Genomic DNA, 12,126 nt, shown 5'->3' on the forward strand with positions numbered 1-12,126 from the left:
CCCGTCAGGAGGCCGGGGCGGCCAGCTTCTGCACCCAGATCGTGCCGCCGGGACCAGGAACCGATGCCACGCCGGTGTCCCGGTACCGGCAGTCGAGCATGTTCTGCTCGTGCATCGCCCCGTCCTGCCAGTCCTCGACGACGGTCTCCGGGTCGGTCGCGCCGCGTGCCAGGTTCTCGGCCCAGGCGCTCCAGTCGTATCCGGCGGCGGTGATGCGGGCGTCCGCGAAGTCGCCCTCGGGGCTGCTGTGCCCGTAGTAGCCGCGTGCGGCCATGTCGCGGGCGTAGTCGCGGGCCGCCCGGACCAGGCGGGAGTCGGTTCGCAGCGGGGCGCAACCGGCCGACGCCCGGAGCCGGTTGACGAGTGCGGTGACCCGCTCCCCGGGGTCGGCGGACGGCGCGGGACGCGGGGTGCGCCGGGGTGTGGGGGCGGCGGTCGTCGGCGTGGGCGCGGGGACGGTGGCCGCCGGGCTCGGGGAGGCCGGGGCCGGGGCGGTGGTCGCCTCGGGCGCGGCGACGGGCCGGTCGGGCCTGACCCGTGCCTCGGGCTCCGGCGGTACGAGGAGGGCGACCGCCCCGAGGACGGCGACGGCCGCGGCGCCGGCGACGGAGGCGCGGCGCAGCGGGGTCAACCTTCCGGTGGTGCCGGTCGTCTCGGGCGGGGCGGACGTGTGGGCGACGTACTCCGTGGCGGGTCCGTCCGTGAGCGTCGCCGCGACCGTCAAGGGCGGCACGAGGCCGATGCCGACGAGGAGGCCCTCGACGGGGGCGAGGCCGCTGCGCCCGGTCGCGCGGGAGGTGCAGGCGGCGCAGGTGCGCAGATGGCGGGCGATCCGCTTGCGCCAGAGCGGGGAGGGGCTGCCGTCCCAGCCGGTGAGGGTCTCCGTGAGCTGCGGGCAGGGCGGCAGCGCGTCGAGGGCGCGGACCACGGCGCGGCCGGTGTCCAGGCGTTCCTTCATGCGCTGGACGCGGACGGCGGCGTGCTGCGGGGTGACGCCGAGACCCTCGGCGAGCTCGGCGCGGGTGAGTTCGCCGGCGGCCTCCAGCCACCACAGGGCGAGGAGTTCGGCGTCGTCCTCGTCGAGCCAGCGGGTCGCGCGGGCCACGTCGCGGCGCTGCCCGGAGAGGCCGAGCCGGAGGATGGTCAGCTCGGTGAAGTCGCCGGCCGGGTCGGCGAGGTCCGCGGCCCGCTCGAGGCCGGGGACGGGCGCCTGCCGGCGTTCGTGCCAGCGGCGCCGTATCCCGTTCATGGCGATGGCGACGAGCCAGGACCGGAAGCGGGAGGCGTCGCGCAGGCCGGTGAGGCGGTCGAGGGCGCGGACCATCGTCTCCTGGACGATGTCGTCCGTGTCGGCGTGGCCGTCGAGGGCCCGGCCGACGATGTTGTGGACGAGCGGCAGGTGGGCGCGGACCAGCGCGTCCCTGGCGTCCGCGTCACCGGCCCTGGCCGCCTCCACAAGGGCGGTGGTGCGTCGCTCGTCGCTGTGCATGGGTCTGCTCCCTCATCCCTGGTCCGAGTCCCCCGTCTTTCGGAGACCCGTGGGCGTGGGAGGGATAACAGTTCTTCCGGTACTTCTTCCGGTGCCCGGCGCGGGACCTTACACCGGTGGCGCCGCGGGCAGTCTCGGGACCGTGGCCCCGTCGCCCTCCCGGACGGCCGCCACGACGGCGTCGTGCAGCTCGCGGCTCTCCTCCTCCGATCCGCACGGAACGGGACTGCCCGACATGGTGAACCAGTCGGATGCGCCGCTGTACTGCACGGCCACGCGTGCCTCGCGCTCGGCGAACGTCGTGTGCACGGTCAGATCGCCCGTGACGACGCCCGCCTCGTCGGTCAGCACCCCACCTCGCCCGGTGTAGACACCGGCGGTCGTCCAAGATGCCCAGCTCATGCCCTCCAGGGTCACACCCGGAGGTGAGATGCGCCACCGACGGGACCGCCCCGGCCGGAGGAGTTCCGGCCGGGGCGGTGCGGGTCGCGCGCCGATGGGGGCGACGGGTCTCGCGCCGGTCAGGCGAGGGACGCGACGGCCTCGTTGAACGTGGCGGACGGGCGCATCACGGCCGCGGCCTTGGCCGGGTCGGGCTGGTAGTAGCCGCCGATCTCGGCCGGGGAGCCCTGGACGGCGATGAGCTCGTCGACGATCTTCTGCTCGTTGGCGGCCAGCGTCTCGGCGAGCGGGGCGAAGGCCTTGGCCAGCTCCGCGTCCTCGGTCTGGGCGGCCAGCTCCTGGGCCCAGTAGAGGGCCAGGTAGAAGTGGCTGCCGCGGTTGTCGATACCACCGAGGCGACGGGTCGGCGACTTGTCCTCGTTGAGGAAGGTGCCGGTGGCGCGGTCGAGGGTGTCGGCGAGGACCTGGGCGCGGGTGTTGCCCGTGCTGGTCGCGAGGTGCTCGAAGGAGGCGGCCAGGGCGAAGAACTCGCCGAGGCTGTCCCAGCGGAGGTAGTTCTCCTTGACGAGCTGCTGGACGTGCTTCGGGGCGGAGCCGCCGGCGCCGGTCTCGAAGAGGCCGCCGCCCGCCATGAGCGGGACGACCGACAGCATCTTGGCGCTGGTGCCCAGCTCCAGGATCGGGAAGAGGTCGGTCAGGTAGTCGCGCAGGACGTTGCCGGTGACCGAGATGGTGTCCTCACCGCGGCGGATGCGCTCCAGGGAGAACTTGGTGGCCTCGACCGGGGACAGGATCTGGATGTCCAGGCCCTCGGTGTCGTGCTCCGGCAGGTACTGCTTGACCTTGGCGATGATCTGGGCGTCGTGGCCGCGGTTCTCGTCCAGCCAGAAGACGGCCGGGGCGCCGGTGGCGCGGGCGCGGGTGACGGCGAGCTTGACCCAGTCCTGGATGGGCAGGTCCTTGGTCTGGCAGGCGCGGAAGATGTCGCCCTCGGCGACCTCCTGCTCCAGGACGACGTCGCCCTCGGAGTCGACGAGGCGGACGGTGCCGGCCTGGGCGATCTCGAAGGTCTTGTCGTGGGAGCCGTACTCCTCGGCCTTCTGCGCCATGAGGCCGACGTTCGGGACGGAGCCCATCGTCGACGGGTCGAAGGCGCCGTGGGCGCGGCAGTCCTCGATCACGGCCTGGTAGACGCCGGAGTAGCTGTGGTCCGGGAGGACCGCGAGGGTGTCGGCCTCCTGGCCGTCCGGGCCCCACATGTGGCCGGAGGTGCGGATCATGGCCGGCATCGAGGCGTCGACGATGACGTCGGACGGCACGTGCAGGTTGGTGATGCCCTTGTCGGAGTCGACCATCGCGAGGGCCGGGCCCGCGGCGAGCTCGGCCTCGAAGGAGGCCTTGATCTCGTCGCCGAGGCCGTGCGGGATGGCGCCGAGGCCGCCCAGGACGGTGCCGAGGCCGTCGTTCGGGGACAGGCCGGCGGCGACGAGCACCTCGCCGTACTTGGCGAAGGTCGCCGGGAAGAAGGCGCGCACGACGTGGCCGAAGACGATCGGGTCGGAGACCTTCATCATCGTGGCCTTGAGGTGCACGGAGAAGAGCACGTTCTCGGCCTTGGCGCGGGCGACCTGCTCGCTGAGGAAGGTGCGCAGGGCGGCGGCGCGCATGACGGCGGCGTCGACGACCTCGCCGGCGATGACCTTCAGCGGCTCGCGGAGCTCGCTGACGGTGCCGTCGGCGGCGGTGAACTCGAAGCGGAGGGTGTCGTCCTTGGCGATGACGGCGGACTTCTCCGTGGAGGCGAAGTCGTTCTCGCTCATCGTGGCGACGTTCGTCCGGGACTCGGGGGTCCAGGCGCCCATGCGGTGCGGGTGGGTCTTGGCGTAGTTCTTGACCGAGCCCGGCGCGCGGCGGTCGGAGTTGCCCTCGCGCAGGACCGGGTTGACGGCCGAGCCCTTGATCTTGTCGTAGCGGGCGCGGACGTCCTTGTCCTGGTCCGTCTTCGGGTCGTCCGGGTAGTCCGGAAGGGCGTAGCCCTGCGCCTGGAGCTCGGCGATCGCGGCCTTGAGCTGCGGGATGGACGCCGAGACGTTCGGCAGCTTGATGATGTTGGCGCCGGGCGTCTTGGCCAGGTCGCCGAGCTCGGAGAGGGCGTCGGCGATGCGCTGGCCCTCCTCCAGGAACTCGGGGAAGACGGCGATGATGCGGCCCGCGAGGGAGATGTCACGCGTCTCGACCGTGACTCCGGCCTGCGAGGCATACGCCTGGATCACGGGCAGGAACGAGTACGTCGCCAGGGCAGGCGCCTCGTCAGTGTGGGTGTAGATGATGGTCGAGTCAGTCACCGGGTGCTCCGCTCCACGTCTGCGTATGCGAGATTGCTCGACATCAAGATATCTCGTGATCGCGGTCCTCGGTAAAGGGCCCCATGGGCTCGGCGTCGCGCAGGTCGCCGGCGGCCTCGACGAAGGGCCCGCCGAGCCGGTACGAGGCGGGGGCGCCGTCCAGGTCGACGCGGCGCAGCAGGGCGAGCGGGATCAGTCCGGCGGCGGCGACCACTCCCGCGGCGAGGGCCTGGCCGCAGCGGTGGGCGAGCCGGAGCTCGGCCGGATCGTACGGGGCGGTGGCGGGCAGCGCGAGGGTGTCCCCGAGCAGCCAGAGCCCGGCGCCGAGGCCGGCCAGGGCGAGGAGGGCGAGCGGGACGGTCACGGGGAGGCCGGGCAGGGCGGGCCCGCGGCGTGGGCCGGGGCGGACCTTGCCCTTGCGGGCGAGGAACGCGAGGAGGCCGGAGATCACCGCGAGGACGACGAGGGCGGCGGCGATGACGTCGCCGGGCCGGTGCTGTCCCGCCGCGATGGTGTACGCGCCGACGGCGGCTGCCCAGAGCGTGGCGGCGCCGACGGCGAGGGCGCGGAGCCGGTAGGGGACGACGAGGACCAGGCCGAGGGCGATGCCGAGGGCGAGCGTGGTCTGGGCGCTGGGGAAGCCGCTGGGGACGAGGGCGCCGGCGGTGTCGACGAGCCGGGGCCGGGGCGCGTACCGCTGGAGGAGTCCGGTGACGGCGAGGGCGGTGACGACCGCGCCGGCGGCGGCGCCGGTGAGGGCGTACCGCTTGCGTATGAGGCCGACGGCGAGGAGGAGGGCGGAGCCGAGGACCAGGGTGAAGGTGGTGAACCCGGCGAGGGAGGGGTGTTCGCGGAGCACCGTGGTGGCGGCGGAGTCGGCGCGCCGGCCGGTCACGGCGGCGTCGCCCCAGCGGCGTCCGGTCGCGGTGAGCACGAGTCCCGCGTAGACGACCGTGAGGAGGAGGACGGCCCCGAGGCAGGCACGCCGGGTCCGGGTGCGGACCCGTGTGCTGAACGAGCCGGCGGCCTCGCCGGCCACGGCGGCGTACCACCAGGTGTCACCGGTCTCCAGCGGCCTCGGGGAGCCGCCGGCGCGGAGCCTGTCGTTGGAAGCCATGCCCCGATTCGAACCCACGCGCGGCCGCGGCGCCCGCTGGACTCACCCGAACGACACGTCGAAGGGTGGGACCGGGGGGGCCGCGTCCGCGTCCGCCCGGGAGACCGCACGTCGCGGCGCCCGCCGCAGGAGCGGGGCGGGGGCGGGGTCAGCGGTCCCGGCGCGGGACCTGTGCCAGGACCAGGAGGACGCACCCGCCGAGCAGGCCGAGGACGGTCGCCACGCCCAGGGCGGCGCGGAAGGCGGGGTCGTCCGCGAGCTGTCCCCACGCCTGGACCGCCATCGCCGCGCCGAAGACCAGCTGTCCCCAGCCGTGCGGCGCCGTCCGGACGACGCGCCTGCGCTGCCAGTGCGTCATCCAGCCGGTGCGGAGCGCGGCCGTTCCCGAGGCCACGAGAAGGAGCGCCAGTGCGCTCGGTATGACGACGTACCAGTCCATGGCCGGCTCCCCTGTCCCGCCGGCTCCGTGCCGGAGGTCGGCGCGATCATGCCACAGCGAGGTGGTGGGAGCGGTCGCGGTCGTGGCGGCGCGTGCCGTACAGGGTGAACGCCGTGTTCACCAGGGCGACATGACTGAGCGCCTGCGGCGTGTTGCCGAGCTGACGGCGGGCCACCGGGTCCCATTCCTCGGCGAGGAGCCCGACGTCGTTGCGGACGTCCAGGAGCCGTTCGAAGACGGCCCGGGCCTCGTCGGCGCGCCCGGTGACGGCGAGGGCGTCGGCGTACCAGAACGTGCAGGCGACGAAGGTCCCCTCGGTGCCGCCGAGGTCGTCGAGCCCGTGCGTGCCGCCGTCCCTGACGTCGCCGTACCGGCGCAGGAATCCGTGGTCGCCGAGCCGTTCCATCGCCCGGACGGTGCTGAGGACGCGGGGGTCGCCGGCGGGGAGGAAGCCGAGCCGGGGGATCAGCAGGGCGGTGGCGTCGACCTCCCGGCTCCCGTAGTACTGGGTGAACGAGCCCTGTTCCTCGCTCCATCCGCGGGCGCAGATCTCCGCGTGCAGTTCGGCGCGGAGCGCCTGCCAGCGTGCGAGGGAGCCGCGCAGTCCGGCGACGCGGGCGAGGCGGACGGCACGGTCGGCGGCGACCCAGGCCATGACCTTGGAGTGGACGAAATGGCGCCGCGGGCCCCGGACTTCCCAGATGCCCTCGTCGGGTTCCCGCCAGCGTTCGCCGAGGTACTCCAGGAGCGAGGCCACCAGGGCCCAGGTCGCGGGGTCGAGTGAGACGCCGGCGCGGACGGCCGAGTAGACGGTGCTGAGGACCTCGCCGTAGATGTCGAGCTGGAACTGGCCGACGGCCGCGTTGCCGAATCTGACGGGCTGTGAACTCTCGTAGCCGGGCAGCCAGTCGGCGTGCGTCTCGGGGAGCCGTCGCTGGCCCTCGACCCCGTACAGCGGCTGGAGGTCGGCGGGGTCGCCCGCGACGGCGCGCAGGAGCCAGCCGGTCCAGGCCAGCGCCTCCCTGCGGTATCCGCTGCGGAGCAGGCAGGAGAGGGTGAAGGTGGAGTCGCGCAGCCAGCAGAAGCGGTAGTCCCAGTTGCGCCCGCCGCCGATGGACTCGGGGAGGGAGGCGGTGGCGGCGGCGACGATGCCGCCGGTGGGGGCGTACGTGAGGGCCTTGAGGGTGAGCAGGGAGCGGAGCACGGCCTCGCGCGCGGGCCCCTCGTAACGGAGGGCGGCGGCCCAGTCGTTCCAGAAGGCGAGGGTGCGGCTGAGGGCGGCGGCGACGTCGGCCGGCGAGCAGGGCGGCGGCGCGGGGGCGTGCGAGGGGCTCCAGCCGAGGACGAAGGTCACCCGACGGCCGGCCGTGACGGTGAACTCGCAGCTCGTACGTTCCGGGGTGACGTCGAGTTCGACGCCGGGCCCGCAGGAGAGGTGGGCGGCGTCGGGTCCGGCGACGGAGACGACGGTGTGCGGATCCGTCGAGCGGGTCCAGGGCACGATGCTGCCGTGGTGGAAGCGGACCCTCAACTCGCCCCGTACGAGGACCCGTCCGGCGATCCCCTCGACGACGCGGACGATCCTCGGGGCGCCCTCCCCGGAGGAGCGCGGCGGCATGAAGTCGGTGACCCGGACGGTTCCGGTGAGGGTCTCCCAGATCGTGTCAAGGACGAGCGTGTCGCCGCGGTAACTCCTGCGCGTGCAGCGCCCGTTGCCGACGGGGGCGAGGATCCAGCGGCCGTGGTCCGAATCGCCGAGGAGGGCCGCCAGGCAGGCGGGCGAGTCGAAGCGGGGCGCGCACCACCAGTCGACGGACCCGTCGGTCCCGATGAGCGCGGCGGTCTCCAGGTCACCGACGAGGGCGTAGTCCTCAATTCGCCCTGCCATGACCGGATTGTATTCCTCTCGCGGAACGCGTGCAGAAACGACCGGACAAGAGGGCGGGTCATTCCTTCGCGGGCGGCCGCATATTCATCCGCTTTTCTTGACGGCATCGCCCCGGGCGCTGGATTCTGAAGAACGCGGGCCATCCGCCCGAAAAGGCCGAACCGACGAGTGAGGCCGAACCGATGAGTAGCGATTCCCGATGAGCAGCGATTCGCACCCCCTGCGCCGGTCGACCGACCGATCGCCTCTTTCCGGCACCCGGACGGTGAGTCTCGTCCTCACGGTCCGCCCCGGTGACGGACGCCCGGGAGCGGCGCTCGACCGGCTCCTCGACCAGGTGCCGCCGAGCGTGCGGGAGGTCGTCCTGATCGGCGGTCCCGCCGAGGAAGGCGGTGTGCGCGAGGGGCTCGCCGTGCTCCGGCTCCCGGACTGGGACTTCACCCGGGGCGACATCCCGCACGCGGCGCTGCTCGCGGCGACCGGGGACCTGATCGTCCTGATGAACGCCGACGGAAGCATGTCGCCGCAGGAGATCCCGCATTACCTGCACTACCTGGAAAGCGGTTACGACTTCGTCAAGGGATCGCGTTTCATCGCGGGCGGCGACTACGCCGACTATCCGCTGTCGAGGCGCCTCGGGCACCGCGCGCTGCTGCGGCTCGCCCGCCGGCTGTACGGTCAGCACCTCACGGATCTCTGGTACGGATTCTGCGCGTTCCGGCGCCCGTTCGTCGACCTCCTCGACCTGCGCGAGGACGGTGTCGAGCTCGGCGCCGAACTGGTCATGCACGCACTGCACTACGGGCTGCGCGTCGCCGAGGTGCCGAGTCTCGAACAGCCGCGCCCTCAAGGGCGCCGTCACGGCCCGTCGCACCCCCGCACGATCCGCGACGGCGCCCGCATCCTCGGCACCCTCCTCCGCGAGCGGCCGCACAACGCCCTGTCGCGCCTGGCGCACGGGCCTTTCCGCGGCCCCCGCGGCTCCTCCGGTTGACGAACCACTCCGAAGGGTGCTAACCGTAAAGGAAGGCAGATTTCATGACAGACCGGACCCTGAGGGCATTCCCTCGGCAGGGTCGGTTGACGGAAGAGGCTCATCGTGACCTCCAGCCCCCTCAGCCGAACGCCGGTGGCACCCGCTCCGCACCCTCTGCGACGGGTGACCGACTGGCCCCTCGCCGACTTCCGGCGCCGTTCGCTCTGCAGCTCCCCGCACCCTCCGACCGCCCACCCGGCCCGCCGGGCCTCCGACCGGACCCGCCTCGGCGTCCCTCCGCCCCGGAGCCTCGCCTGCAGGCCGCGCGGAGCCGCGCGGCGGCGGCGCGCCCGCACGGCCAGGACGCACACCGCGAGCGGCGGCCGCCGCTCGGGCCGATCAGCCGGCCCGTCCGGACCAGCCGCGACACCCCGCTCCCGCACCTCGGCCGACCCCGCCCCACGTGACGGTGCCGTCGACCATGCCTCGACTCCCGGGCTGACTAACGCCGCCGACACCCCGGTTCCCCGCCGCGGTGACGCTCCCCTCGCCCACGCCCCGATTCCCCGGGGGAGCGACGCCGCCCTCGCCCATGCCCTGATCACGCGCGTGACCCTGTGCCCCGCGCCCCGCCGGGAGAACTCCCGGCACTTCGCATGGCACGTCACCCCCGTTCCGTCGCGGTACCCCGGCTCGCGTGCCCGGGCGTGCCGCGACGGGATCCTCGCCGCGCGCGAGGGCAGCACATCGGGTGGGAGGCGGGGGTCATGACGACCTTCCGGGGCCCTCTGCTCGTCGCGGTGTCGGGACCCGACGGCGCGGTCACTTCCTCGCTGGCGTCCCGTCTCGGGACGCTGCTCCGCGAACACGGTGTCACCACCGTCGCTCTCCCCTGCCACGGCTGCTTCCTGTGCCGCCGGTCTCCGGTTCCGCCACGCGTGAGGGATGCGGGGGAACCGGAGGGGGACGAGTGGGCACGGCGCGCCTCGGATCCCGAGCGCCGGGGACCCCGGCTGCGCCGCGCCCACGCGTTCCTCGAAGCCTCCGGGCTCACGGCCCGGATCGGACTCGCCCGGCTGCTCGCGCGGGCGCGGGCGCACGGCGGGCAGGCCGTGGTCCTCACGGACCGCGGACCGCTGGACGGCCTGGTGCGGTTCGACCTGCCGGCCTCGTCCAAGGCGGCGGCCGCCTTCCGCCGGATCGCCGACGGCTACGGTCTGACCCTGCTGGTGGAGACCGGGCCCGAGACGCTGCGGGGCCGCCGCACGGAGGAGATCGCGGGACCGCCGACCGTCTGGTGGGCCCGCTACCGGAGCTGGTCGCGGCGGCTGCCGCGGATCGCGCGGCTCGACGGCGAGCGGCCCCTGTCCCTCGTGGCCGGCACGGCCCTGGAGCGGATCCTCGACGAGGCGGGGAAGCGGGTCGCCGCCGAACCGGAGCGCGTCGCGGCCGGGGAGCGGCGGCACGTGGTGCTGTCGATCTACGACGACGTCGGCAACCCCGCCCACCGCGGCGGCGGGGCCCTGATGGCCGGGAAGGTGGCACGGCGGCTCGCCGAGGACTTCCAGGTGACGGTCGTGACGGCGGGCCGCCGCGGCGGCACCGAGGACCGGAACGGCATCCGGTACGTCCGGCTGCCGGTGGGCCGGGCCGGACCGCGCGCCGGACAGCTGCTGTTCCTCGCGGCGCTGCCGTTCGTGGCCCGCCGGATCCGGCACGATCTGTGGCTGGAGAACTTCACTCCCCCGCTCTCGACGAGCTTCCTGCCCCTGGCGACCCGCGCCCCCGTCATCGGCATCGACCAGGGCCGCGGCGCGGAGGCGCAGCAGCGCTGCCACTTTCCGTTTCTGCTGGTCGAACGGCTCGGGCTGCGCTGCTACCGGCACATCGTGACGCACAACCCCGCGGACGGGGCGGTGATCAGCAGGCTGAGCCGCCGGGCCGACGTGCAGGTCATCCCCGACGGAGTGGACCAGCGCCTCCTCGACAAGGCCGAGCTGGGGGCCGGACAGTTCATCCTCTTCCTGGGCCGGATCGACACCTGGGTCAAGGGGCTTGACCTGCTGCTCGACGCCTACGGCCGGGCCCGGCCCCCGCTCGACCTGCTGCTCGCCGGCAGCGGCACGCCCGTCGAGGAACGCCGCCTCGCCGCGCTCGTCGCCGCGCACGCCGGCGGTACCGAGCCCCGGATCCACTGGGTGGGGTACGCCGGGGACGAGCGCAGGCGCCAGCTCCTGCGCGACAGCGCCTTCCTGGTGATGCCGTCGCGGCACGAGACCTTCGGTCTGGCGGCCCTGGAGGGCATGTCGTACGGCAAGCCCGTACTGCACTTCGACCTGCCCGCGCTGCGCTGGATGCGCGACGGCGGCGACGTGGCCGTGCCCCCGTTCGACGTGGCGGCGTTCGGCGCGCGGATGACCGAACTGGCCACGGACACCGCGCTCCGCCGCCGGCTCGGCCACCGCGCCGGAATCGCGGCGCAGCACTACACGTGGGACGAGATGACGGGCCGGTATCTCGCCCTGGCCCACCGGCTCGTGGACTCACCCGCCGCCGCGCGGCGGCCGAGGAAGAGGGGTGCGTCATGGCAGACGACCCGCTGACCGCGTTCGTCCGGACAGTCCTCGGCTCAGACGTCCCGATACTCGTGCTCTCACCGCACCTGGACGACGCCGTGCTGTCCTGCGGCGCGCTGCTCGGCTGGGCGGGGCGGCGGGCCCCCGTGACGGTCGCCACGCTGTTCACGGAGGCCGCACCGCCGCCGTACACCCGCTCCGCCCGGCAGTACCTGAAGCGGACCCGGGCCGGTGACGCGGAGGAGCTGTTCGCCGACCGGCGCGAGGAGGACCGGCGGGTCCTGGAACTGCTCGGCGTCGACTGGCGCCATGTGGGCCTGGTCGACGGGCTGTTCCGGCGGCTGCCGCGGGTCCGCCCGGGTACGGAGCGGCTGGCCCGGCTGCTCCCCGAACTGGCGCACGTGTACCCGACGTACCGGCTGCACCTGGCCCGGGGCCGGGTCGCCGCGCACGACGCCGAGACCCTCCGCGACGCCGGGGAGACGATCGACGCGCTGCTGCCCGCCCGCTCCGGCGGCCTGGTGCTCGCGCCCCTGGGCGTGGGCGGGCACGCCGACCACGTCCTGGTGCGCACCGCCGCCGAGCGCAGCGGCCGCCGGGTCGTGTACTACAGCGACTTCCCGTACGACCAGACGGCCGCCGCCGACACGGAGTTCACCGGCCGGCACCGTCTGGTGGCCCGCGCCTGGGAACGGGACCTCGACCGCAAGGCGGAGCTGATCCGGGGCTACCGGACGCAGGCCGAGGCGCTGTTCCCCGGGGGCCGCATCCCGCGCGCGCCCGAGGTGTACCTGCTGCCCGAGGCCGGGACCGAGACCGTGCGCCGGACCGCCGACCGCCTGCCCGGCACGCGGGCCCGGACCGCCGGGAGGGTACCGTGACCGTCCGCCACAC

The 12,126-nt window shown here is 74.1% G+C and carries 9 protein-coding genes; 3 read left to right on the forward strand and 6 right to left on the reverse strand.

Translation table 11 applies throughout. The features are described 5' to 3' along the window. Positions 1–4: 4 nt before the first annotated feature. The 6 genes from ACN9M0_RS02915 to ACN9M0_RS02940 form a co-directional block, all read right to left on the reverse strand. The gene (locus ACN9M0_RS02915) at positions 5–1,489 is read right to left on the reverse strand and encodes a sigma-70 family RNA polymerase sigma factor (RefSeq protein WP_366040448.1); all 1,485 of its coding nucleotides are present in this window, start codon (positions 1,487–1,489) and stop codon (positions 5–7) included. Between the two features lie 108 nt (positions 1,490–1,597). Continuing rightward, complete coding sequence (locus ACN9M0_RS02920; protein ID WP_366040449.1) at positions 1,598–1,891, reverse strand: hypothetical protein; 294 nt, start codon at positions 1,889–1,891, stop codon at positions 1,598–1,600. Positions 1,892–2,010: 119 nt separating this feature from the next. Then, positions 2,011–4,236, reverse strand: a complete 2,226-nt coding sequence (locus ACN9M0_RS02925; RefSeq protein ID WP_426403054.1) for an NADP-dependent isocitrate dehydrogenase — start codon at positions 4,234–4,236, stop codon at positions 2,011–2,013. A 43-nt stretch (positions 4,237–4,279) separates the two neighbouring features. Then, positions 4,280–5,353, reverse strand: coding sequence for a phosphatase PAP2 family protein (locus ACN9M0_RS02930; RefSeq protein WP_366040451.1), 1,074 nt, complete (start codon positions 5,351–5,353; stop codon positions 4,280–4,282). 148 nt (positions 5,354–5,501) lie between these two features. Next, a complete protein-coding gene (locus ACN9M0_RS02935; protein WP_366040452.1) occupies positions 5,502–5,792 on the reverse strand; it encodes a hypothetical protein in 291 nt (96 codons plus the stop codon). Positions 5,793–5,838: 46 nt separating this feature from the next. After that, complete coding sequence (locus ACN9M0_RS02940) at positions 5,839–7,680, reverse strand: glycoside hydrolase family 15 protein (RefSeq protein ID WP_366040453.1); 1,842 nt, start codon at positions 7,678–7,680, stop codon at positions 5,839–5,841. Between the two features lie 199 nt (positions 7,681–7,879). Between ACN9M0_RS02940 and ACN9M0_RS02945 the strand changes: the two genes are divergently transcribed. The 3 genes from ACN9M0_RS02945 (at position 7,880) to ACN9M0_RS02955 (ending at position 12,113) form a co-directional block, all read left to right on the forward strand. After that, positions 7,880–8,674, forward strand: coding sequence for a glycosyltransferase (locus ACN9M0_RS02945; RefSeq protein WP_366040454.1), 795 nt, complete (start codon positions 7,880–7,882; stop codon positions 8,672–8,674). 749 nt (positions 8,675–9,423) lie between these two features. Next, a complete protein-coding gene (locus tag ACN9M0_RS02950) occupies positions 9,424–11,259 on the forward strand; it encodes a glycosyltransferase family 4 protein (RefSeq protein ID WP_366040455.1) in 1,836 nt (611 codons plus the stop codon). After that, positions 11,241–12,113 (forward strand): PIG-L deacetylase family protein, encoded by an 873-nt coding sequence (locus ACN9M0_RS02955; protein WP_426403055.1) that lies wholly within the window; start codon positions 11,241–11,243, stop codon positions 12,111–12,113. The genes ACN9M0_RS02950 and ACN9M0_RS02955 overlap by 19 nt, the downstream gene beginning before the upstream one ends. The last annotated feature ends 13 nt before the right edge of the window (positions 12,114–12,126 follow it).

It is taken from the genome of Streptomyces sp. R-07 (assembly GCF_049913175.1).
Classification (GTDB): domain Bacteria; phylum Actinomycetota; class Actinomycetes; order Streptomycetales; family Streptomycetaceae; genus Streptomyces.

Excerpts from the sequence above, each read along its gene's own strand:
- ACN9M0_RS02950 (WP_366040455.1), top strand. The coding sequence starts at position 9,424 with ATGACGACCTTCCGGGGCCCTCTGCTCGTCGCGGTGTCGGGACCCGAC.
- ACN9M0_RS02935 (WP_366040452.1), bottom strand. The coding sequence starts at position 5,792 with ATGGACTGGTACGTCGTCATACCGAGCGCACTGGCGCTCCTTCTCGTG.
- ACN9M0_RS02920 (WP_366040449.1), bottom strand. The coding sequence starts at position 1,891 with ATGAGCTGGGCATCTTGGACGACCGCCGGTGTCTACACCGGGCGAGGT.
- ACN9M0_RS02945 (WP_366040454.1), top strand. The coding sequence starts at position 7,880 with ATGAGCAGCGATTCGCACCCCCTGCGCCGGTCGACCGACCGATCGCCT.
- ACN9M0_RS02940 (WP_366040453.1), bottom strand. The coding sequence starts at position 7,680 with ATGGCAGGGCGAATTGAGGACTACGCCCTCGTCGGTGACCTGGAGACC.
- ACN9M0_RS02955 (WP_426403055.1), top strand. The coding sequence starts at position 11,241 with ATGGCAGACGACCCGCTGACCGCGTTCGTCCGGACAGTCCTCGGCTCA.
- ACN9M0_RS02915 (WP_366040448.1), bottom strand. The coding sequence starts at position 1,489 with ATGCACAGCGACGAGCGACGCACCACCGCCCTTGTGGAGGCGGCCAGG.
- ACN9M0_RS02930 (WP_366040451.1), bottom strand. The coding sequence starts at position 5,353 with ATGGCTTCCAACGACAGGCTCCGCGCCGGCGGCTCCCCGAGGCCGCTG.